The 24,004-nt window shown below is 66.4% G+C and carries 14 protein-coding genes and 1 pseudogene; 10 read left to right on the top strand and 5 right to left on the bottom strand.

From position 1 onward, the window contains the following. Positions 1-108: 108 nt before the first annotated feature. The 3 genes from GPA25_RS07775 to GPA25_RS07765 are packed head-to-tail and all read left to right on the top strand — an operon-like array spanning position 109 to position 5,050. Positions 109-1,266, top strand: coding sequence for a sensor histidine kinase (locus GPA25_RS07775; RefSeq protein ID WP_169259797.1), 1,158 nt, complete (start codon positions 109-111; stop codon positions 1,264-1,266). Next, on the top strand, positions 1,263-1,694 hold the full coding sequence (locus GPA25_RS07770) for a response regulator (RefSeq protein ID WP_169259796.1): 432 nt from the start codon (positions 1,263-1,265) through the stop codon (positions 1,692-1,694). Before GPA25_RS07775 ends, GPA25_RS07770 begins: the two co-directional genes overlap by 4 nt. Then, positions 1,667-5,050 (top strand): EAL domain-containing protein, encoded by a 3,384-nt coding sequence (locus GPA25_RS07765; protein WP_343034871.1) that lies wholly within the window; start codon positions 1,667-1,669, stop codon positions 5,048-5,050. The genes GPA25_RS07770 and GPA25_RS07765 overlap by 28 nt, the downstream gene beginning before the upstream one ends. On the opposite strand, the gene GPA25_RS07760 is transcribed toward GPA25_RS07765, so the two are convergent. From GPA25_RS07760 to GPA25_RS07750, 3 genes are all read right to left on the bottom strand, one after another. Then, a complete protein-coding gene (locus tag GPA25_RS07760) occupies positions 5,051-7,882 on the bottom strand; it encodes an AMP-binding protein (protein ID WP_211162998.1) in 2,832 nt (943 codons plus the stop codon). It lies immediately after the preceding gene. Positions 7,883-8,047: 165 nt separating this feature from the next. Beyond that, positions 8,048-8,965 carry a recombination-associated protein RdgC gene (locus GPA25_RS07755; RefSeq protein ID WP_169259795.1) on the bottom strand — a complete coding sequence of 306 codons (918 nt, stop codon included), beginning with the start codon at positions 8,963-8,965 and terminating at the stop codon, positions 8,048-8,050. Positions 8,966-9,058: 93 nt separating this feature from the next. Beyond that, positions 9,059-9,529, bottom strand: a complete 471-nt coding sequence (locus tag GPA25_RS07750) for an AtaL-like protein (RefSeq protein WP_169259794.1) — start codon at positions 9,527-9,529, stop codon at positions 9,059-9,061. 56 nt (positions 9,530-9,585) lie between these two features. Between GPA25_RS07750 and GPA25_RS07745 the strand changes: the two genes are divergently transcribed. From GPA25_RS07745 to GPA25_RS07725, 5 genes are all read left to right on the top strand, one after another. Beyond that, positions 9,586-10,302, top strand: a complete 717-nt coding sequence (locus GPA25_RS07745; protein WP_169259793.1) for a 16S rRNA pseudouridine(516) synthase — start codon at positions 9,586-9,588, stop codon at positions 10,300-10,302. 991 nt (positions 10,303-11,293) lie between these two features. Beyond that, entirely contained in the window at positions 11,294-12,457 is a 1,164-nt protein-coding gene (gene earP / locus GPA25_RS07740; protein WP_169259792.1) for an elongation factor P maturation arginine rhamnosyltransferase EarP, read from the top strand. Positions 12,458-12,513: 56 nt separating this feature from the next. Next, positions 12,514-13,071 (top strand): elongation factor P, encoded by a 558-nt coding sequence (gene efp, locus GPA25_RS07735; protein WP_169259791.1) that lies wholly within the window; start codon positions 12,514-12,516, stop codon positions 13,069-13,071. A 132-nt stretch (positions 13,072-13,203) separates the two neighbouring features. Beyond that, positions 13,204-13,611, top strand: a complete 408-nt coding sequence (locus tag GPA25_RS07730; protein ID WP_246265452.1) for a hypothetical protein — start codon at positions 13,204-13,206, stop codon at positions 13,609-13,611. A gap of 3 nt (positions 13,612-13,614) precedes the next feature. Further along, complete coding sequence (locus GPA25_RS07725; RefSeq protein ID WP_169259790.1) at positions 13,615-19,398, top strand: excinuclease ABC subunit UvrA; 5,784 nt, start codon at positions 13,615-13,617, stop codon at positions 19,396-19,398. Positions 19,399-19,407: 9 nt separating this feature from the next. Here GPA25_RS07725 and GPA25_RS07720 read toward each other — a convergent pair whose 3' ends face one another. After that, positions 19,408-21,069 (bottom strand): outer membrane protein assembly factor BamB family protein, encoded by a 1,662-nt coding sequence (locus GPA25_RS07720; RefSeq protein ID WP_169259789.1) that lies wholly within the window; start codon positions 21,067-21,069, stop codon positions 19,408-19,410. Between the two features lie 106 nt (positions 21,070-21,175). Then, a complete protein-coding gene (locus GPA25_RS07715) occupies positions 21,176-22,585 on the bottom strand; it encodes a TolB family protein (protein ID WP_169259788.1) in 1,410 nt (469 codons plus the stop codon). 393 nt (positions 22,586-22,978) lie between these two features. Between GPA25_RS07715 and GPA25_RS07710 the strand changes: the two are divergent. Both GPA25_RS07710 and GPA25_RS07705 read left to right on the top strand, forming a co-directional pair. After that, positions 22,979-23,197 (top strand): annotated as a pseudogene (locus GPA25_RS07710) (hypothetical protein); the annotation flags it as partial. Next, a complete protein-coding gene (locus GPA25_RS07705) occupies positions 23,191-23,886 on the top strand; it encodes a cytochrome b/b6 domain-containing protein (protein WP_169259809.1) in 696 nt (231 codons plus the stop codon). The pseudogene GPA25_RS07710 and the gene GPA25_RS07705, both read left to right, overlap by 7 nt. Positions 23,887-24,004: the final 118 nt, after the last annotated feature.

The raw sequence follows: 24,004 nt of genomic DNA, 5'->3' as shown, positions 1-24,004 counted from the left end.
GCTTTCACTTGTACAATTCAGCAACTTTAGCGACGCATGGTCCGGCCAGGACACCCCGTGCGCTGAATTGACGAGCCCGGACCGCAGCTGGCCGGGAGGAGGAGGGGCATGCACACGCTCACGAACCCGGACGACACGCCCGGCGGCGAACCCGCGCACCTGACGGCGCTCATCAACCGTTCGCCGGTGGTCGCCATCGAATGGTGCAACGCACCCGGCTGGCCGGTCAGCTTCGTCAGCGAAAGCGTCACGCAATGGGGTTACGGGCGCGACGATCTGCTCTCGGGGCGGATCCACTACGCGGATCTCATCCACGCCGACGACAAGCCGCGCATCGAGGCGGACGTCGCCGAACACTTCGCCAGTGGTCCCGACGAATACCGCCAGGAATATCGCCTGCGCACCGCTGCCGGCGACTGGATCTGGCTCGACGACCGCACCTGGCTGACACGCGATGCCTCCGGCGTGGTCACACGCATCCATGGCGTCCTGCTCGACATCACCGCGATCAAGAATGCCGAGGCCAAGATCCGCCGTCTCAACGCCACACTGGAAACGCGCGTCGCCCGCCGCACCGCGCAACTCGAAGCGGCCAACCAGGAGCTGGAATCGTTCTGCTATACGGTGTCGCATGACCTGAAGGCGCCGCTGCGCGGCATCGAGGGCTACAGCCAGCTGCTGCTCGACGACTACCATGAGCGCCTCGACGAGGACGGCCGTCAGTTCCTCACCAACATCCGCCGCGGCGTGGCGCAGATGCACGAGTTGATCGAGGATCTGCTGATGTACTCGCGCATCGAGCGGCGACCGATGGAAAGCGCCCCGATGGATCTCCCGGCGCTGGTGCACAGCGTGCTCGACAGCTTCGCCCACGAGATCAAGACCCTTGATGCGCACGTCGATGTCGGCGAGCTTGCGCCCCGGATTGCGACCGACCGCAGTGGTCTCACGCTGGTGCTGCGCAACCTGATCGGCAATGCACTGAAGTTCACCCGCGATACCCAGGCGCCACACATCGCCATCGATGCCCGGCTCCACGACGGGCGGATAATTATCCGCGTGCGCGACGATGGCATCGGTTTCGACATGAAGTATCATGACCGCATCTTCGAGATCTTCCAGCGCCTGCATCGCGCCGAAGATTATCCCGGCACCGGGGTCGGACTCGCGCTGGTGCGCAAGGCGGTGCAACGCATGGGCGGAAGGGTGTGGGCCGAAAGCGCGCCCGGCCACGGAGCAACCTTCCACGTGGAGTTTGCGCAATGACGAGCGATGTTCCCGGACACCGCATCCTGCTGGTCGAGGACAACCCGGTCGACCTCGATCTCGCACTACGGGCGTTTTCCCGCAAGAATTCCGACCGTCCGATCGAGGTCGCGCGCGACGGCGAGGAAGCCCTGTCCTTCATCGCCCGCTGGGAGGCCGGTCACCCCGTTCCCGCGATGATCCTGCTGGACATCAAGCTGCCCCGCGTCAATGGCCTGGAGGTGCTGCGCCGGCTCAAGTCACACCCGCGTTTCGCCTATATCCCGGTGGTGATGCTCACGACCTCGGGCGAGGACGCCGACGTTGGCCAGGCCTACGAGCTCGGCGCCAATTCCTACATCATCAAACCGGTCAACTTCGCGCGTTTCATCGAAGCGGCCGAACAGATCGAGCAGTACTGGTGCCTACTGAACGAACTTCCGAGGTAAACGGCCTGCACGTCCTGTACGTCGAGGACTCCGAGGCCGACGCCGACCTGGCGCGACGCACGCTCGCGCGTCTGGCGCCGGACATCGTGCTCGAGGTGGCGCACACGCTCGCCCAGGCGCAGAGCCGCCTTGCCCGCAAGCCCGGCCTCGACCTGCTACTGTCCGACCTGAAACTGCCCGACGGCTCGGGGCTGGAACTGCTCGCGCATGTGCGCCAGCACCAGTTGCCGCTGGCCGTCGTGCTGCTGACCGGTTCCGGCGACCAGAATGCGGCGATTGCCGCGCTCAAGGCCGGAGCCGATGGCTATCTGGTCAAGCGCAAGGATTACCTGGCGCAGTTGCCGGCGACACTGCGCACCGCGCTGGCCCGCTATCACAGCAGCCCGGCACGCCCGCTGCGACCACTGCGCGTGCTGTATGCGGAGCACAACGAGTTCGACGCCGATCTCACGCGCCGCCACCTGGCGCTGCACACGCCGCACATCCAGCTCCGCATCGTGCGGACGGCCGCCGAGGTGCTGGCGAGCGTGCCTGAGGACGACACGCAGGTGGCCGACTTCGACGTACTGCTGGTGGATTACCGCATCGGCAGCATCGACGGCGTGGAACTCACGCGCGTGCTGCGCGAGGAGCGCGGATTCACCTTGCCGATCGTGATGATCACCGGTCATGGCAGCGAAGACCTTGCGGCACGCGCGCTCAATGTCGGCGTGAACGACTACATCGCCAAGTACGACGGCTATCTGCATGCGCTGCCGGCGACGCTCGAGAAAGTCCGCGAACAGGCAGAATTGCTGCGCGAACGCGCCGAATTGCGTGACACCAGTGCACACCTGTCCTACCTGCTGACGGCGAGTCCGGTGGTGCTGTATACGCTGCGCATGTTCGATGGCAGTCTCATGCCGAACTGGGTCAGCGAGAATATCGAACGCATTTTCGGCAGCACCGTTGGCGAAGCCCTGACTCCCGGCTGGTGGCTGGGCCACCTGCATCCCGAGGACCGCGGCGCGGCCCTCGCGGCGCAACCGCAACTGCTGTCCGACGGCCATCTCGATCATGAGTACCGCTTCGTCGCCGACACCGGGCGCACGTTCTGGATTCGCGACCAGATGCGCGTGGTGCGCCGGGACGTCGGCGCGACGCTCGAAGTCGTCGGCACCTGGACGGACATCACGCACCACAAGCACGACGAACTGCTGCAGGCGGCGCGCAGCGCGGTGCTCAACCGGCTGGTCGCGGGCGACGCCCTGCCGATCATCCTCGACGACGTCGTGCAGCGCCTCGAGCGGCTCGAACCGCAGATGCGCGCGTCGATCCTGTTGCTCGACCCGCTCAGCGGCGGCCTCACCAATGGCGCGGCCCCCAGCCTGCCCGACTACTATCGCGCCGCCGTCGAAGGACTCAAGCCCGCCGAGGGGCAGGGATCCTGTGGCACGGCCGCCTATCGCGGCGAAGCGGTGTTCGCCACCGACGTGACGACCGACGCCCACTGGGCACCATTCCGCGACATCGCGGCGCGCGTCGGCTTCCGGGCGTGCTGGTCGTTTCCGTTCCGCGACCCGGGCGGCACCGTGCTTGGCACCTTCGCGGTGTATTTCGACGCACCGCGCGCACCCGAAGCAGCGCTGATTGCGCTGATCGACGAGTTTGCGGCGATCACGGCACTGGCGGTGCAGAAGGTGCGCGCGACGGATGCGCTGCGCCAGGCCGCGGCGGTCATCGAAAGCACCCGCGACGGCGTGATGATCACCGATCTGGACCGGCGCATCGTCAGCGTTAACCGCGCATGGTGCGAAATGACCGGTTTCATGCCCACGGACGCGCTCGGCAAGGCGCCGCAACTGCTCAAGTCCGGGCTGCAGAACGATGCCTTCTACCGCCGGATGTGGTCGCAGGTCACACGCACCGGCTACTGGCAGGGCGAAGTCTGGAACCGGCGCAAGAACGGCGAGCTGTATCCGCAGTGGCTGAGCATCAGCACCGTATACAACGACGAACACATGCCGACGCATTACGCGGGGGTGATGACGGATATCAGCAAGATCAAGCAGTCCGAGGCCGAACTCGAGCGTCTGGCGCACTACGATCCGCTGACCGACCTTCCCAACCGCCTGCTGGTGCAGTCGCGCCTGGAGCACGCCATCGATCAGGCGGCGCGCCACCACACGGGCATCGGCGTGCTGTTCATCGACCTCGACCGCTTCAAGAACATCAACGACAGCCTCGGCCATCCGGCCGGTGACGAGTCGCTGGTGAGCATCTCGCGCCGCCTGCGCAGCTGTCTGCGGCCGGAGGACACGCTGGCACGCTGGGGCGGCGATGAATTCCTCGTGATCATCGAAAATCTCGTCAAGCCGGATGAATCCGCGAGTCTTGCGCAAACCCTGATCGACCAGCTGCACGAACCCTTCCAGCTGGCGGATGGCCAGCTGGTGTATGTCGGCGCGAGTGTCGGGGTGAGCCTGTACCCCCAGGACGCCCGAACCGCCGACGCACTGATCCAGCACGCCGACACCGCGCTCAACCAGGCCAAGGCGCAGGGGCGCAACACCTATCGTTTCTTCACCGACGCGATGAGCCGCGCCGCGCAGCTGCATCTGAATCTCGAACGGCGGCTACGCCGCGCGCTGGAGCAGCGCGGTTTCGTGCTGCACTATCAGCCGCAGATCGACATTGCCAGCGGGCGCATGGTCGGTTGCGAGGCGCTGTTGCGCTGGAACGATCCGGAGGAGGGGCTGATTCCGCCGAATCGTTTCATTCCGTTTGCCGAGGAGAGCGGCCTGATCGTGCCGATTGGCGACTGGGTGCTGGAAACCGCCTGCCAGCAGGCACGCAAGTGGCTGGACGCGGGACTGCCGCCGCTGCTGGTGGCGGTGAATCTGTCGGCACGCCAGCTGTGGCAGGCGGATCTGCCCGAGCGCATCGCGGCAATCCTGAAACAGACCGGGCTGCCGCCGCAGTCGCTGGAGCTGGAACTGACCGAGAGCATGATCATGGGCCACGAGGCCCAGGCCGTGGAGCGACTCGGCCTGCTGCGCTCGATGGGCTTGCGGCTGGCGATCGACGATTTCGGCACCGGCTATTCCTCGCTGTCCTACCTGAAGAACCTGCCGATCGAGGTGCTGAAGATCGACCAGAGCTTCGTGCGCAACATTCCGCAGGACCGCAACGACATGGAAATCTCCGCCGGCATCATCGCGCTGGCGCGCAAGCTCAATCTGAAGGTGCTCGCCGAAGGCGTCGAAACGCCGGAGCAACTGGCGTTTCTGGCGGAGCAGGGCTGCGACAGCTACCAGGGCTACCTGTTCAGCCGCCCGCTGCCGGTGGAGGCGTTCGAAAAGCTGCTGCTGCGCTAGTCAGGTCGCCGCATCGGGCTCGCCCAGCTGCACCAGGATCTGCCGGCGGGCGGCGTCGCGCAGACGCAAAGCGTCGTCCCACCCCGCGCCTTGCGGCACGAGCGGCTTGCCGACCCACACCGCGAGTCGGCTGAAGCGCGGCCGCTTGCTCTCGCCGCGCAACAGCGTGCGCGTGCCGGTCAGCGTCACCGGAATCACCGGCGCACCAGCACCCGCAGCCAGCACGAAAGCGCCTAGCCGGAACGGCAGCAGTCCGGCGGCGTCGCCGAAAGTGCCTTCCGGGAAGAACATCAGGCAGTCTCCGTCGCGTATCCGCGCCTCGAGTTTGCGCGTGTCCTCGACACCGCGCGCGCTCTCGAAACGCTCGACGAAGGCGCTACCCAGGCGACGCAGCGGGATGCCTGCAAAGGGACTGCGCAACAGCTCCTGCTTGGCGACGTAGGCAAAGCGCGGCGGCAGCACGGCGGTAAGGATCAGCCCATCGAGATAACTGGCATGGTTGGCGACGACCATCACGGGACCGCGAGCGGCGAGATGCTGCAGCCCGTCGACGCGCGGGCGCAGGCCGGTCAGCGTCAGCGCCAGGCGGGCGCTGACCTTCGCGATCCGCCGACGCAGTGTCAGAGTGGGCGCAAGCACGATCAGCCCCCATGCTACGGGCACGAGACTGGCGAAAACCAGCCACGCCCACGCGCTCCACGTCCAGCCGACGCTGTGGCGCAACAGGCGTCCGGCGCCGGCGACCGAGCCACTGCCGACAAGGCGCAGCCACTGCCGCCACGGCGCACGTTGCGCATCGAGCAAAGTACCGTTTTCGTAACGTTCGCGGCAGGACGCGCGGCGAATCTTGCCGCTGGACGTCTTCGGCACGGTGCGCGGCGGCGCCAGCACGATGTCGTCGGCGGGCAGGCCGACCAGGTCGGTGGCGAGACGATTGATCTCGGCCTGGAACCGCTGCCGTTCCGCCGACGTGACCGTGTCGCGCACCTCGGCCAGCACCACCAGCCGCTCCGTACCGGTCTGCGCGTCGGTGGCGGGAAACACTGCCACGCCGCCACGGCGCACCCCCGGCACGTGGCTTACCGCCTCTTCCAGCTCCTGCGGGTAGACGTTGTGCCCGCCGCGAATGATGACGTCCTTCTCGCGGCCGGTGAGGTATAGCTCGCCCGCCGCAAGGTAACCGAGATCGCCGCTATTGAGCCATTCGCCCTCGACAAGTTTTGCCGTGGCCTCGGGATTGCGGAAATAGCTGCGCGTCGCGGACGGCCCCTGAAACTGCACGCGCCCCTGGGTGCGTTCGGCCAGTTCGCGTCCGCCGGTATCGACCACGCGGATGCGGTGTTCGGGCAGCGGGCGGCCGCAGGACACGATGCGCAGGGCATGGACATCGCCGGAGGCGGCGACCTGCGCGATGCCGGTGCGGGACAAGGCGGGCCGATCGACACGGTCGATCAAGGGTCCACGGTCGAGCGGCGGAAACGCGAGACCGACCGAGCACTCCGCCAGACCGTAGACCGGGGTCATCGCATTGGCGCGAAAACCGACGCGGGCGAAGCGCGTCGCGAAACGCTCGATCGTATCGGGACTGACCGGCTCGGCGCCGTTGTAGGCCAGCCGCCAGCAACTCAGGTCGAGGCCATCGACTTCGCGATCGTCGAGCTTGTCGACGCAAAGCTCGTAGGCGAAGTTAGGGGCGGCCGACACGGTGGCGCGATAGCGGTGGATCGCCCACAGCCACGCGCCCGGCCGCGCCAGAAATGCGAGCGGCGACATCAGCACCAGCCGGAAACCTGCGACGAGACTGCCCATGCACGCGCCGATCAGTCCCATGTCGTGGTATAGCGGTAGCCAGGACACGAAAACGTCTGCCGCAGTGATGCCCGAGGCGCGTTCCATCGCGTCGAGGTTCGCGCGCAGGTTGGCATGGGTCAGGACGACCCCCTTCGGGTTGCCGGTACTGCCCGACGTGTATTGCAGGAAGGCGGTTTCCTGCGGGTCCGGGCGGGGCAAGGCGGGCGGCGCGGCGCCACCGGAAAGCGCCGCGACGGTCGTGATGCTGCGCAGCGAGCCGCATTGCGCGCGCAGCAGGTGGCCGAGCGGTCGCGCACGCTCGTCGGTCACCAGCGCGGCGGCTTCGGCATTGGCGACGATGCCGCCGATGCGCCGCATGTGATCCTCGATCTGCGACGGCCGTGCCGGCGGGTACAGCGGCACCGGCACGCACGCCGCATACAGCACGCCGTAGAAGGCGGCGAAGAACTCGCGCCCCGTGGGGAGCATGATGGCGACCCGTTCGCCCGGCTGCAATCCGTTGGCGAGCAGCCCGGCAGCGACGCGCATCGCGTCGGCACGCAGCGCGCGAAAACTGATGTCCTCGACCAGCGCGCCCTCGCCCTGCAGCGTGACATGCACCCGTTCGCCGTGCTGCGCAACGCGCCAGTCGAGGATCTCGACCAGCGTCGTGAGCGTTTGTGGCGGCCGCTCGATCCCGCTCGCGCTCACCTTCGCAATGTCGGCCTGGGAAGCGGCTGCGGTGCCGGACGCCCCTTCCATCTGACGCAGCAGGTCGTGCGGCGTCTCGGCTTCGATGAAGGCCGCCTCGGCCAGCCTGATGCCGAATTCACGCTCGATGCGGGCAAGCAATTCCACCCGCGCCAGACTATCGAAGCCGAAATCGCGCTCCAGTGAATGCTCCAGCCCCAACGCCTCGATCGCGCTCATGCCCGGTCGCAATTCGCGCGAAAGCGTGTGCACGATGCGCAGCAGTCGCTCGCCATCGGCGGGCGCATCGCGGGGCGGCGAGGAAGGGGGAGGACAAGGGGAATCGCTCATGCCGCAGTCCGGATCTCCGGTTAACCGCAAAGCCAAGCATAGCCCAGTCCTCGTCGGCTTTCCTGGCCGACCGGCGATTTACCCGTCATGAGCCGGGACGCCGCCACGCGCGGAACCCCGCTCACGCGACGCCCCGCGATACTTCCCTTGATCGCCCCGAACGGCTCAGATGGCGGGCGCTGCGGTCTTCAGCTCGCCACCCAGCGCTTCCACCACCGCCGGCAGCAGACGGCCGAGTTCGCCGGTCATCAGTGCGAAACCGGCGTCGAACAGCGCGCGCGCATCGTCGGTGCTCTGCTGGTCGAGGTTTTCCTTCACGACGTCGAGGAAATCCAGGCGCTTGATCTCGAGCTTTTCGCTCAGCACGAAGCTGACGCGGTCGTCGTAAGTCAGCGCCAAGCGCGTCGGCAGCTTGCCGGCGGCCAGATGGCCGCGCACCTCGTCGCCTTCGAGCGGATGGCGCACGTAGCGCACCGCCGCCTTGTCCTCGGTCACCGAGCGCAGCTCGCAATCCTGGTCGATCGTGAACCCGCCCGGCGCGTCGCCGCCGGCCAGCCAGTCGGCCATCGCGCTGGTCGGCGAGCGCTCGGTGCGCAGCATGGCTAGCGGCAGGGTGTCGAGCGTCTGGCGCAATACCTCCAGGACGTCCTCCGCACGGGTCTGACTGGGCGCATCGATACCGAGCCACCCACCCACCGGGTCGATCCACGCGAAGGCCTTCCTGCGCCGCGTAAACGCCCGCGGCAGCAATTCCTGCATGACCTGCTCACGCAGATCCTTCATCTGCTTGCGGCCGAGCTTGTAACCCTGCTGTTCGGCCAGCGCCTCGGCGCGCTCCTCGGCCTCCTGCTTGACCACCGACGAGGGCAGCAGCTTCTGCTCCACCCCCAGTGCGATCAGCCAATGCCCGCCCACGCGGTGCACGAGGAATTCGTCACCGGTGGGCGACAGCCAGCCGCGGGTTTCCTGGTCCTGGCTGCCGCAGGGCACGAAGCGCTTGCGCGCAAGTTGCTCCTCGAGCGCTTCGGCGCTGATGTCCCAGCCGGCGGGAACACGATAGATCTGCAGATTCTTGAACCACATGAGATTTTTTTTCCGGATTTCAGCTTGATTCAGGGAGCGGGGCGCGGCCCTCGGCAGCACGCCCCACCGCGTGGATGAGCCACCCGACGGCGGCTACTGGATATGGCCCGACTCGGCGATCATGCGGATCACGCGCAGGGTGTCGACGTCGGACTGGTGATACGCCGATTTGACGAACTCCGAGTAGGCGATGTCGTCGGCGGCACTGAGTTCGGTCAGCGTCGTACGGTAGTGAAAACGCAGCACCATGGTCTCCGGTGCCGGTTCCTCGATGCCGATCGTGAGACTGCCGCCGGCGTGCGTCGCGGTACGTTCGGTGTCGAAACGCACCCATTCCATCGGCTGCAGCGTCACCCGGTCGCGTATCACGACGCTGCCGAAGTTCAATTCGCGCACCAGTTCGGTGTCGCTGCGTTCGACGATCGTGCACGCATCCAGCCCCGGCAGGAAGGGGCGCGAATCCTCTGCCCGGCACAGCAGGCCGAACCACAGCTCCTCGCGCGTCAGCGGCGTGACGAGCGGATTGTCGGGGTCATTGACGACCAGCAGATGTTCAAAATTCACCAGCGGGCTCCGTGGGCGGGGGCAACAGTCTAGCGCGCTTCGGGTAGCATCCGTTCATGCAGATCGAACGAATTCTCCACTCTCAGGGTTTCGGCAGTCGCAAAGTCTGCCGCAACCTGATCCACGCCGGCCGCGTCAGCATCGACGGTCGCGTCCTCAAAAATCCCGCTGCGGACTTCGCGCCTGCCGGACTCGATTTTGCCGTCGACGGCAAGACCTGGCGCTACCGCGAAAAAGTCTTCCTGATGCTGCACAAACCTGCCGGATATGAGTGCTCGCACCAGACCCAGTTTCATTCCCCGGTGTTCGCGCTGCTGCCCGAAGCGCTGGCGAATCGCGGCGTGCAGTGCATCGGCAGGCTGGACCAGGACACGACGGGCCTGCTGTTGCTGTCCGATGACGGCCAGTTCATCCACGTCTGGAGTTCCGGCAAAAAACGCGTTCCCAAGGTCTACGACGTCACGACACGGCATCCCGTCGACGACGCCCTGATCGCCAGTCTGCTCACCGGCGTGCAGCTGCACGACGAACCTGCCCCGATCGCCGCCGCCGCATGTCGGCAAACGGGGGAGCGGAGTCTAAGCCTGACGATCACCGAAGGCAAGTACCACCAGGTGAAGCGAATGATCGCCGCCGCCGGCAACCGCGTGGAAGCCCTGCACCGCAGCCGCATTGGCGGATTGTCGCTGCCGGACGATCTGGCGTGCGGCACCTGGCGCTGGCTCGAAGAGGCCGATCTCGCCCAGCTGGCTGCTTTCGCCGACATCGCATAAATCCGTCCGTCGCAAATGGCCGCCCTGTCCGCCAGGGCTGCGTACCCGTCCTCCTTGATCCTTTCCCGGCCGTACCGCGCGGTCCCTTGATCGCCGCTTGCGGCGTTGGCATTTCGATTTTTCCACGCTGCGTGCTGCGGTGTGTTGTTCTTTTGTTTTTTATAAATATTAATAACAAAGATAAAGATAGCAGGCGGTTTTCTGTGGATAAGTGCGCTTTCATCAGTCAGGGCAAGCACTTCACGCTACTGAAAACCGGTAGATAAACCCCCTGTTCACCTGTGCATCGAATGTGTCCTGTTTTTCGCTTCGGTGTCTCGGGGGCCTTTTCCCACAAAGCATCCCTGCGTTTCCCCGCGAGTTGTCCACGCCAATCGCGCTTTCGCAGACCGATCCCGCCTCCAAGCGCTAGCGCGTTGCTGCACTTGTGGATAATTTCGGGGATATCTGCGCCGGGCGAGGTCGGTGCCGCCACCGACCTTCGGCACAAGGGGACGGCATGTGCCGGCTCGCACGCCGTCCGGGCGAACCATCCCGATTCGCGGATGCGGGAGATGGCCTTCTCGGCATCACCGAAACGCCGTGGTGCCCCGATCGCTTTTTTTGCCGGGCGCGTCGCACACGGGTCCGTACGGCGAAGAACCCGGGGGTGAAATCACGGCATCGGTTTCACGGTTGGGGTGCGGTTGAGCCGAACCTGTCCCGCAGGGATGGATTTGGTCGTACATGGCTTCCCCGACCGTTCTTCGCAGCCTGGTGTTTTCTTCTTCTGTTTTTCTATTAATTTAAAAGATAAAGATATATATAGTGCGCCGATTTCTGTGGATAAATCGGGTTTCACCAGCAGGCCCAGGGACTTCGCGATGGTAGAAGTCCGTAGATAAGCCCTGTGTTCACCTGTGCACGGAATGTGTCCCGTTTTTCACCTTCGCGCTTTGCAGGCCTTTTCCCACAAAGCATCCCAACCTTTTCCCTGCACTTGTCCACTGCCATGAGCCCTTCTGTCGCCGCATCCGCCTTCGACTGGGACATCTTTTGCCGGGTTGTGGATAACTTCGGGGATATCGGCGTCAGCTGGCGTCTGGCCAAGGGATTGGCGCGCGATCACGGCTGCGCCGTGCGCCTGTGGGTCGATGACTGGGAGGCCTTTTCGCGCTTGTGTCCGGCGGCCCTGAACGTCGCCGATGTACTGCATCAGGACGGTGTCGAAGTGCGTCGCTGGAGCGATCCTTTTCCGCCGGTTGTGCCGGCCGCGCGGGTCGTCGAAGCCTTCGCGTGCGAGTTGCCGGCCGGCTACCTCGCCGCGATGGCAGCCCGCACGCCGGCACCGCTGTGGATCAATCTCGAGTACCTGTCGGCGGAAAACTGGGTGGAGGGCTGTCACGGCCTGGGTTCGCCGCACCCGCGTCTGCCGCTGCTCAAACATTTTTTCTTTCCCGGTTTCACCGCGCGCACCGGCGGCCTGCTGCGCGAACCGGGGCTGATCGAACAGCGCATTCGCTTCCACGCGGACACGCGCGGCCGCGGCGAGTGGTGGCGCCACCTCGGCGTGCCCGAGATGCCGGCCGGCGCCTGCGTGGTGTCGCTGTTCGCCTATGAGCAGCCGGGCTTGCACACGGTGTTGCGTTGCTGGGCCGATGCGCCGCAGCCGACCGTGCTGCTGGTGCCGGAGGGGCGCGTGGTCGGCGATGTGCTGCGTTTCTTTCGCAGTCCCGAGGCTGGCGTCGGCGCGTGTCTGCGCGAAGGCGCGTTGACGGTCGTGTTGCTGCCCTTTCTCGACACCGCCGAGTACGACCGTCTGCTGTGGGCGTGTGACCTGAACTTCGTGCGCGGCGAGGATTCCTTCGTGCGCGCGCAATGGGCGGCGCGGCCCTTCGTCTGGCACATCTACGCGCAGGACGACGAGATTCATCACGACAAGCTCGATGCCTTTCTCGCGCGCTACCTGGCGGGAATCGACGATGCGACGGCCGCGGCGACACGGGACTTGTGGCGGGCGTGGAACGGCGAAGGCGATGCCGCCGCCGCGTGGCCGCGATTCGCCGAATGTCTGCCCCGGTTGGCGGCGCACACCCGGCGCTGGTCGGACACCCTGGCAGCGTCGCCGGACCTCGTGTCGACGCTGGTGCAATTTTCAGAACTCGCGGTAAAATAACGGGTTTTTTACAATTCACGGCGCCAGTCCGTACCCGTTCGACTCCAGGAAACAGCATGAAAACCGCACAGGAACTCCGCTCCGGCAACGTCATCATGGTGGGCAGCGACCCGCTGGTGGTGCAGAAGGCCGATTACAACAAGTCCGGCCGCAACGCTGCGGTCGTGAAGATGAAACTCAAGAACCTGCTCACCGGCGCGCCGTCGGAGTCGGTGTACAAGGCCGACGACAAGTTCGAAGTCGTCCAGCTCGACAAGAAGGAAGTGACCTTCTCGTACTTCGCCGATCCGATGTACGTGTTCATGGATACCGACTACGAGCAGTACGAAGTCGAAGCCGAGAACATGACCGACGCGCTGAAGTACCTCGAAGACGGCCTCACCTGCGAAGTCGTGTTCTACAACGGCAAGGCGATCTCGGTCGATCTGCCGAACTCGGTGGTGCGTGAAGTGATCTACACCGAACCCGCGGTCAAGGGCGACACTTCGGGCAAGGTCATGAAGCCCGCCAAGATCGGCACCGGCTTCGAACTGCCGGTCCCGGCCTTCGTCGAAATCGGTGACAAGATCGAAATCGACACCCGTACCGACGAGTACAAGGCCCGCGTGAAGTAATCCGCAGCTTTCGCCTTGCGACCGGAAGGGCCCGCCCAGTGCGGGCCCTTCGTCGTTTTCGGATACCGTTCGCGTTGAACTTTCTGCCGACCGCGATATCTTGTTGAGCATCCCATGCGCAAGGAAAACATCATGAAGACCTTTGCTGTTGTCTTGATCGCCGGCCTGTCGGTGGGCCTTTCCGCCTGCGGCCGCGACCAACCGGACGAGCGTGCGCGCACAGCGGGAAGTGATGCCGTGCAGGCGGCGAAGGAATCTGCCGAGAAGGCGGGGGAAGCCGTGCAGAAGGCGGGCGAAGCGGCATCGGCGGCAGCGCAGGCGGTGACGGAGTCGGCGCGCGAAGGTATCGAGAAAGGCCGCGAGGCTGCCAGCCAGGCGGGCGAGACCGCGGGCGAGGCGGCACGTGACGCGAAGGAAGCGACCGGGGAGGCCGCGCAGAAGGCGCTGGATGCGACGCGCGAGACCGCGGCAAAGCTGAAGGAGGCTGGCAAGGAAGCTGTTGAAACGGTGAAGGAAGCGACGCGCAAGGACGAAAAGTAAGCGATGTCCGACTGCATCCGCATCGTCGGCGCGAGCCAGAACAATCTCAAGAACCTGTCGCTCGACATCGCGCTGAACGAGCTTACGGTCGTGACCGGGGTGTCCGGCTCGGGCAAGTCCTCGCTGGTGTTCGACACCCTGTACGCGGAAGGCCAGCGCCGCTACGTCGAGACTTTTTCGCCCTACGCGCGGCAGTTCCTCGACCGCATGGACAAGCCGCGCGTCGACCGCATCGAGGGCGTGCCGCCGGCGATCGCGATCGACCAGACCAATCCGGTGCGCAGTTCGCGCTCGACGGTCGGCACGATGACCGAGCTGACCGACCACTTCAAGCTGCTCTACGCCCGTGGCGCGAAGCTCTTCTGCCGCGGCTGCGGTGCCGAGGTGCGCCGCGACGATCCGGACAGCATCCATGCGGCGCTCGCCGAGCGCTGCGCGGCCGACGATCCGCGTCTGGTGCTGACCTTCGCGGTGCCGGTGCCGAAAAGCTTCACCGAAGCCGAAGTCACCGCGCTGCTCAACCAGCAGGGGTATACGCGCATTCACGCGCGCGAATCGACAGCGGCGGGCGACCTGTTGCACGTGGTGCAGGACCGTTTCCGCTTCTCGAACGCCGAGCGCAGCCGGGCCGTCGAGGCCATCGAAACCGGGATGACCCACGGCCACGGCCGGATCGCGGTGCGCGCGCAACGCGCGGACGAGGAAGGGGGCGAAACGGTATGGCGTTTCAGCAGCGGCCTGCACTGTGCCGACTGCGACATCCACTACGGCGATCCCAGTCCGGGACTCTTCTCGTTCAACTCGCCGATCGGCGCGTGCGACACCTGCCGCGGCTTCGGCCGCGTGATCGGCGTCGACTTTTCGCTGGTGATTCCGGACGAATCGAAGACGCTCGCCGAAGGCGCGGTGAAACCCTGGCAGACGGCGAGCTTCCGCGAGTGCCAGGACGACCTCGTGAAGATGGCGAAGAAGGATGGCGTGGCGATGGACATCCCGTTCCGCGATCTGCCGCCCGAACATCGCCAGTGGCTGCTCGAAGGCGACGCCGAATGGAAGAGCTGGGAGGCGTCGTGGCCGCGCAAGTGGTACGGCGTGCGCCACTTCTTCGACTGGCTCGAGAGCAAGGCCTACAAGATGCACATCCGCGTGCTGCTGTCGCGCTACCGCAGCTATACGCAATGCCCGGCGTGCCACGGCGCGCGGCTGAAGCCGGAGGCGCTGCTGTGGCGGCTCGGCGGCGAAGGCCAGGGTCACACAAACAACCCGGAGAATGCCCCCGACGCAGCCGCCGCCACGGTGGCTTTCGGGGCGAGGCGTCCGCCACGCGTTCAACGAGCACCGGAAGCCCCCGCGGCGGCGGCGGATTTAGCCTCCGAATTCCCATCCCCGAACTACCCGCGCCACCCGAAATCGCTCGGCACCCTGCCCGGCCTCGCGATCCACGAACTGATGGCGCTGCCGATCAGCCGCGTGCGCGATTTCATTGCCAATCTCCAGCTGCCCGATGGACTCGACGAGGCGACGGACCTGCTGCTGAACGAGATCCGCAGCCGCCTCGACTATCTCGCCAACGTCGGCCTCGCCTACCTGACCCTCGACCGCCAGTCGCGCACCCTGTCCGGCGGCGAAGTGCAGCGCATCAATCTCACCACCGCGCTCGGCACGTCGCTGGTGAATACCCTGTTCGTCCTCGACGAACCGTCGATCGGCCTGCATCCGCGCGATATCGATCGCATCCTTGCGGTGATGACGCGCCTGCGCGACGCCGGCAATACGCTGGTCGTCGTCGAACACGACCCGCAGCTGATGCGCGCCGCCGACCGTCTGCTCGACATCGGTCCCGGCCCCGGCGAACGCGGTGGCGAGATCGTCGCCTATGCGACGCCCGCCGAAATCGCCGCCGATCCGGCGTCGCTGACCGGCGCCTACCTCGCCGGCCGCAAGCGCGTCGATGCGGGCCGCCAGTCGCGCCCGGTGGCGGCGGACGACCCGGTGCTGCGTCTCGTCGGTGCACGCCAGCACAACCTGCGCGACATCGACATCGCCATTCCGCTCGGCAAGCTGGTGTGCGTGTCCGGCGTCTCCGGCTCCGGCAAGTCGAGCCTGATCCAGGACGTGCTGTATCCGGCGCTCGCCAAGCATTTCGGCCAGAGTGCCGACGCCCCCGGCGTGTTCGAGCGTTTCGAAGGCGTCGAGCAATTGGCCGGCGTCGTGATGGTCGACCAGTCGGCGATCGGCAAGAGCGCGCGTTCGAACCCGGTCAGCTACGTTGGTGCATGGGACGCGATCCGCGCGCTGTTCGCGGCGCTGCCGGACGCACAGAGTCGCGGCTACACCCCCGGCACCTTCAGCTTCAACGCCGGCACCGGGCGCTGCCCGACCTGCAACGGCTCCGGTTTCGAACATGTCGAGATGCAGTTCCTGTCCGACGTCTATCTGCGCTGCCCGGACTGCGACGGCAAGCGCTACCGGCCGGAAGTGCTGGAACTTGATTGGCGCGACAAGTCGGTCGCCGACGTGCTCGAGATGACGGTGTCCGAGGCGCTGGCCTTCTTCGCCGACCAGCCGGCGGTGCAGGCCGCGCTCGCGCCGCTCGCCGACGTCGGCCTCGACTACCTGCGCCTCGGCCAGCCGGTACCGACGCTGTCCGGCGGCGAGGCGCAGCGCCTGAAGCTTGCCGGCCATCTCGCCGAAGCGGCGAAACTCGCCGGCAAGAAGTCCAAGGCGAAGGCCGCCCCCGGGCGCCTGCTGTTCCTGTTCGACGAACCCACCACCGGCCTGCATTTCGAGGACGTCGCGACCCTGCTGCGCGCCTTCGAGAAGCTGCTCGACGCCGGCCACGCGCTGGTCGTCATCGAACACAACCTCGACGTGCTGCTCGCCGCCGACTGGATCCTCGACCTCGGCCCCGAAGGCGGCGAGGCGGGCGGCGAACTGGTCGTCGCCGGCACGCCTCAGACGGTCATGGCCTGCGCCGCATCGCACACCGGCCGGGCGCTCGCCGCCTACGCCGGTGCGCTCGGCAAGCCCGCCGCCGTTGCCGAGCCGGTTGCGCGTTACCGGCCGATCGCCGCGCCGGTGATCGAGATCCGTCACGCGCGCGAGCACAACCTGAAGAACGTCAGCCTGACGATCCCGCGCGACCGCTTCACCGTCATTACCGGCCTGTCCGGCTCGGGCAAATCGACGCTGGCCTTCGACATCGTGTTCGGCGAAGGCCAGCGCCGCTACCTCGAATCGCTCAACGCCTACGCGCGCCAGTTCGTGCAGCCGGCCGCGCGCCCCGACGTCGATGCGCTGTTCGGCATCCCGCCGACGGTCGCGATCGAGCAGCGCGTGAGCCGCGGCGGCCGCAAGAGCACGGTCGGCACGCTGACCGAGATCCAGCCCTTCCTGCGCCTGCTGTACGTCAAGCTCGGCACGCAGTACTGCCCGAAGTGCGACATCCCGGTGTCGCCGCAGAGCTTCGACGCGATCGCCGCGCAGATCCTGCGCGATTTTCGCGGCGCCTCGGTCGAACTCCTCGCGCCGCTGGTGACCAACCGCAAGGGCCTGTACACGGCGCTCGCGAAATGGGCCAAGGGCAAGGGCTATGCGCAGCTGCGCGTCGACAGCTACTACCTGCCGACGGCGAAGTGGCCGCGGCTGGACCGTTACGTCGAACACACCATCGAGCTGCCGGTCGGCATGGTCGTCGTCGCGCCCGAGCACGAGGCCGCGCTGCGCACCCAGCTCGCCGAGGCGCTCGCGCACGGCAAGGGTGTCGTCAAGGTGCTGGAACTCGGCAAGGTCGGGGCCGTCCCGCTGACCTTCTCGACGCTGCGCGCCTGTCCGTCCTGCGGCGACAGTTTTCCCGAACCCGATCCGCGCCTGTTCTCGTACAACGCCAAGCACGGCTGGTGCCCCAGTTGCTACGGCACCGGCCAGCGCACCATCGGCCGCGTCGAGGATGCGAACGAGCTGGACCTCGCGGAGACCGAACAGGTCACCGACGAAGTCTGCCCGACCTGCGACGGCGCCCGTCTGAACCCGGTCGCGCGCGCGGTGCGTTTTCGCGAGCTCGGCATCCACGAGTTGTCGGCGCAGCCGGTCGCGAAAGTCGCCGGCTTCTTCGACAGCCTCGCGCTCGCCGGCCGCGAGACCGACATCGCACGCGACCTCGTGACCGAGATCCGCGGGCGACTCGACTTCCTGCAACAGGTCGGCCTCGCCTACCTCGCGCTCGACCGAGGCGCGCCGACCCTGTCCGGTGGCGAGGCGCAGCGCATCCGTCTTGCCGCACAGCTGGGCTCGAACCTGCGCGGCGTGTGCTACATCCTCGACGAGCCGACGATCGGCCTGCATCCGCGCGACAACCGCATGCTGCTCGACACCCTCGAGCGGCTCCGCGACCGCGGCAACACCCTGCTCGTCGTCGAGCACGACGAGGACACCATCCGCCGCGCCGACCACGTCATCGACCTCGGCCCCGGCGCCGGCGTGCGCGGTGGCGAAGTCGTCGCCGAAGGCACGCTCGCGGACCTGATGGCTGCGCCGGCCTCCGCGACCGGCGCCTGCTTCCGTGCGCCGCTGCAGCACCCGTTATGTCCGCCGAAAGGCGTCGACGCCGACCATCCGTCGCTCGTCGTGCGCGAGGCGCGGCTGCACAACCTGCAGTCGGTCGCGGCGCGCGTGCCGCTCGGGCGCCTGACGGTCGTCACCGGCGTGTCCGGCTCGGGCAAATCGACACTTGCGCGCGACGTCATCCACGCCAGCCTGCACGCGCTGCTCGGCGACCCGGACGCGCAGCGTGCGCGCCGCCGCGGCGAAGCACAGTCGAGCACGGCCGATCCGGTCGGCTGCGCACGCATCGACGGCTGGCAGGCGGTCGGCCGCGTGCTCGAAGTCGACCAGACGCCGATCGGCAAGACCCCGCGCTCGTGCCCGGCGACTTACGTCGGCTTCTGGGACGCGATCCGCAAGCTCTTCGCCGAGACCTTTGAGGCCAGGACGCGTGGCTGGAACGCGTCGCGCTTCTCCTTCAACACCGGCGCCGGCCGCTGTCCGGTGTGCGAAGGCCAGGGCCAGACGACCGTCGAGATGAGCTTCCTGCCCGACGTCAAGCTGCCCTGCGACGCCTGCCGCGGCGCGCGCTTCAACCCCGAGACGCTGACCGTGCGCTGGCGCGACAAGAGCATCGCCGACGTGCTCGCGATGCCGGTCGACGAGGCCGTCGACTTCTTCGCCGCCCACCCGGGGATCGCGCACCCGCTGGCGCTCTTGCAAGACGTCGGCCTCGGTTATCTGACGCTCGGCCAGCCCAGCCCGACGCTCTCGGGTGGCGAGGCGCAGCGCATCAAGCTCGTCACCGAACTGGCGAAAGTGAGAGGGCGCGCCGGCGAATCGGCGGCGACCGGCGGCCGCCCGCTGCCGGCGGAAAAACATACCCTGTACGTGCTCGACGAGCCCACCGTGGGACTCCACATGGCCGACGTCGACAAGCTGATCCGCGTGCTGCACCGCCTCGCCGACGCCGGCCACACCGTGCTCGCGATCGAGCACGACCTCGACGTCATGGCCGAGGCCGACTGGCTGATCGACCTCGGCCCCGAAGGCGGCGACGGCGGCGGGCGCATCGTCGCGCAGGGGCCGGTCGCCGAGGTGTGCGCTACGCCTGGCTCGCACACCGCGCGCATCCTCGCGGAGTTTCTGGCCGCGCGGGCGCGTCCTTCAGGCGACGAAGGGCGCGGCGCTGCTGCCGCGCCCGTGCCAGTCCGTCGTGCGAAGGCGAAAAAAGCCGCTGGTTGAGCGGCGCGTTCAGCGCGCTGTTGCCGTCGCGGTGTTCGAATACGGGGAAGTCCCGGCGCTGTTGGACGCCCGGAGCCGGTAGGAATAGGTCGATCTCGATTTCACGCTCGCGTCGGTCCACCGATTTGCCGTTGGAGCGAGCAGGGAGACGGCCGCGAAGTTCGCGCAGCCGCTTCCCAAGCAGCGTTCGACCGTGATCGAGGTCGCGTTGGTCGCCGTGTTGGTCCAGCCGAGCTCGATCCGGCGGCGCACGCTCGAACTCGCCGCGAGGTTCGTCGGGGCGGTCGGAGCGAGCAGCGGGGGCGGTGGAGGTGGCGGCGGAGGCTCGGTCGCGTCATTCGGCGGCACCGACCAGCAGTTGATCAACGCGTCGTAGCCGCCGACGGCACAGACGTTGCCGTTCGGCAGGGCCGTCGCCCATGTGGTCGCCATCGCCGAAAAGGCTTCCCACAGGCGCGCGCCGCCCGAGCTGTAGCCGGTGGTGACGCCGGGGATGTAGCCGCCGGGGAGGTTGGGCCCGCCGGGGCCGCTCACGACGGTCGTGCCGTCGGGCAGGACCAGCACCACGCGCGGGATTTCATCGGTATTCAATCCGCCGTCGCGGACCGCCTCCCAGCGTACGGCACCTGTCTTTTCCAGTGCCACTGTGTACCAGTCGAGGAATCCGCGGTACGCATGCCCTGCGACGGCCAGGCTGCCATCCGGCGCCAGGCTCATGCGCAAACCGGTTGCGCCCGAACTGTCCGCGGGTTTCCTGTCGGTCCGCCACAGGCGCTTTCCGGTCGTCCGGTCGTAGGCCACGACGCTGAGGTAGTAGGTCAGCGCGGGCGTCCCGCCACCCGTCGCGCCCTGCCCGGTCACGTACACGCGCGTTGCATCGACGACGACGTCCAGCGCGCCCAAGCCTTCCGCCGCCGTTGCCTGCCACTTGCGCACCCCGGTTGCGGCGTCATGCACAGCGGTATTCCACACCGCGCCACCCGAGACGCTGCCGGTCACGACGACGTCGCTGCCGTCCGGACTCAGTGCCAGCGAGGCGGCGATCACGAACCCCCCGGCACTCGCATCCAGTTGCGACCACAGCAGCTCGCCAGTGGGACTGTACTTCTGCACGAAACGACCGGTGCCGCGTCCCGATGCCGCGAGGTAGGCGTTGCCGTCCGTGTCGACGACGATCCGCCCGACCGTCGGGAAGAAGCCGACCGACGGCTCCTTCCGCCACAGCAGCGCGCCATTGGCGTCGAATCGGGCGAGCGTGATCTGGATCGGATTGCCGCTGCTAGTCACGTTGTGGCCGACCGCCACGAAGTCGCCGTTCGGCGCCGCGGCCACCCAGTCGCCGGCGAAGGTGCCCGACGCCGGGCTGAGCGTGCTGCGCCAGCGCAGGATGCCGTTTTCGGTATAGCTCGTGAGCGCGAGATCGCGGCCGCTGGGGCCGGACAGCACCGCGACGTTGCCCCAGGCGTCGGTCGCGACGCGGGCCGCCTGGCCGACGCTGTCGGTGCCTGCGGAGAGGCCGCCCGCCGTCCACTGCAGCACCGGCTCGGTGGTGGCGGCACCCACCTGAAGGCTCATTCCGGCCAAGAGCATCAGCACCACCATCGCCGCGCCGATGAGGCGGCGCGTTACTTGCCCTTCATTGGGGGAATGAGAATACTGTTGTCGTTGCATGATTCAGTCACTCCTGGCCTGATCGTTGCTGGCCCCGACGACGCGCATCGGCGTCTTCCATCTTCGGGGCGGCCTCATGTCTTGCCTCACGGCCCGTGCCCGATGATTATTTGTTGCGCGTAAAGTCGGCCCTGACCGTCTTGGCATCGTTCATCAAGACAGAGCAAACCGAACCGGCCGCCGACCCGCATGCGCCTGACCAGCCGGAAAACTGCGAACCTTTCTTCGGTGTCGCGGACAAGGTCACCCAAGTGTCAGTCGGGTAGATTGCGGAACAATCGCGTCCGCATTTGATGCCCGCCGGTGTGCTCGTCACAGTGCCTCCAGCGCCTTTACCGTTCAGCGAAACTGAAACAAAGAGGGCGTAACTGCCGGTCGTAGGCGCAGAATTCGGATCACGCCCCCAGTCCGCATCGCTCGCGTTCATGGCCAACCGCGTAGCGGACGCTGCCGCCTGCACGGTTGTGGCGAACGAGAGCGTCGCCGCGGTTAACGACAGGGTGCTCGGAGTGGGCATCGTGTAGAGGTCGAATCCACCCGATCCGGTGGCGCGCGAGAATACGATCTGTGTGCCGTCTGGAGACCACGACGGGGACCCGTCATTGACCGTTTCATCGTCGGTGAGATTGGTGATGCTGGTACCGTCGCGATTTACCGCCCAAATCTGCCAGTTACCGCAGCAAGACGGTATCTGAGCCTGACTCATGAAAACAATCATGCTGCTGTCCGGCGACCAGGCGGGGCTTCGATCTTCTTCCAGATATTGCGCTCGCGGCGTCCCGGTGTCGCCCGCAGACACGATCTGTTCACCGCTGCCGTCAGGGTTGACCGTGACAATTTCCCACTGTCCGCCAGTGGTCGGAGTTCCGGTGATCGGGTCGAGGTAATGCTCGGGTCTCACACTGGCAAAAGCAATCCTGCTGCCGTCCGGCGACCAGGCAGGGTCCATTTCATCGACATCGGAATTCGTGATGTTGATTTCCCCACTGCCGTCAACGTTCATGACAATGATGTCGAACTGAATTGAAAAGACGACGCCTGGAACCTGGCGTACAAGCGCGATCTGTGTCCCGCCGGGTGACCAGGTGGGGCCGAACTGATAGGAGTACTCCTCCGTGATGGTCGTGATGGCCCTTCCCGTGCCATCGATGCCAAGATCCACCATCTTGAGATAGTTGACGCCGTTCCAGCCTTCGATATAAGCGACCTTCGTCCCGTCAGCCGACCAGGCCGGGTTTATTTCATTCAGGTCCGGCGTATTGGTGACGTTGGTTGGTTCGGTGCCATCCGGATTCATGATCCAGATATCGCACTGCGGGGAAAACCAGGGATGCGTGCTCGACCCGCATTCAACGTAGGCAATCTTTCCATTCGCGGACGTGAGCTGGGCTGCCACCGACTGCGCCAGACCAAACAGTAACGCGACGAATAGCACGCCGAGCAAAGTCGAACGGCAGAGTCCCTTGGTCCTGATCGGTTGCGTATTGAGAGACAGCCCCGGAATCTCGTGTTTCATTTCGATTGCCTCGTTTGAGAACAACGACACGTACCCGCGAAATCTTGCGTGCCAGGCAGGAAGCACTGGGAGAGCGTCGCCTCCTGGTATCGGAAGCAACCCGGGTTGCCTGTCATGCACAGATCAGGCGGCGCGTTTGGTGTGCGTCAACGGCAGGGTAAGATTCGGCGTGCCGTCGCATGATCCGATCTCCTCATGGTCGTCGAGATCGCCATTCGGAACGGGCTGTTCACCCCGCTCGCGTCTTTACAATCAGCCTCAGCATCGATGGAGTGTCACGGTCGGTACCGTCCCTGAAAACTATAGGAAGCGCGGATGACACTTGCGGATTTTTCTGCCGGGAGTTTGAGCATTGTCAACGAATGGAGACATGCGCATGCGCCACCAGGGATGGCCGACTGGCTGATCGAGCTCGGCCCGGAAGGCGGCGACGGCGGCGGACGCATCGTCGCGCAGGGGCCGGTCGCGGACGTGTGCGCGAGCTCCGGCTCGCACACCGCGCGCATCCTCGGGGAATTTCTCGCGTCCCGCGCTGTTAACGGGGGAAGCGCCGTAAGCGATTCGCCGGTGCCACAGGCGAAAGGCAAGACGAAAAAAGGAAGAAAATCGTGAAGCACCCCATCCTGTTGTGGGATCTCCCGACCCGCCTCGCGCACTGGCTGCTCGTCGTGCTGGTCGCCGGCGCCATCGTGAGCGTGAAGATCGGCGGCAACGCGATGGAATGGCATGGCCGCATCGGCCTGGCGATCTTCGGCGTCGTCGTGTTCCGCATCGTGTGGGGAATCGTCGGCTCGACCTACGCGCGTTTTGCCCAGTTCCTGCCCACGCCCGGCGAATTCCGCGCCTACCTGCGCGGGCACTGGCGCGGCGTCGGCCACAACCCGCTGGGCGCGCTGTCGACGGTTGCGCTGCTGTCGCTGATGGCCGGCCAGGCGCTCGCCGGCGCGTTTTCCAACGACGACATCGCGTTTTACGGGCCGCTCTACCATGCGGTGTCGAGCGAACTGTCCACGTGGATCGCCGGCCTGCATCGTCAGACCGAATGGCTCGTGTATGGCCTCGTCGCGCTGCACATCGGCGCTGTGATGTGGCACACGCACGTCAAGAAGGACAACCTGATCCGGCCGATGATCACCGGCGTCAAGGCGGTGGACGACCCGGCGATTCCGCCCGCACGCGGCGGCGGTCCGGTCGCGCTGATCGTCGCGCTCGCGATCGCCGGCTTCTCGGTCTGGGCCGTTTCCGGCGGGCTGCTCCCGCCGCCTGCCGCCGTTCCCGCTGCGACGACGCCCGCCTGGTAAGTGCCGCGCTACTGCTGCACGTCACTCCAGGCGGCCATGGCCAGCGCTACCGCGGCTGCGAGGCGGGCGGTGAAGCAGCGATTGACGCCGGTCAATGAGCGCCGGCGCGCCGCAGGCG

It is taken from the genome of Aromatoleum diolicum, assembly GCF_012910955.1.
Classification (GTDB): domain Bacteria; phylum Pseudomonadota; class Gammaproteobacteria; order Burkholderiales; family Rhodocyclaceae; genus Aromatoleum; species Aromatoleum diolicum.
Note: the sequence above shows the minus strand (reverse complement) of the source record. Positions and strands in the feature narration are given on the sequence as shown.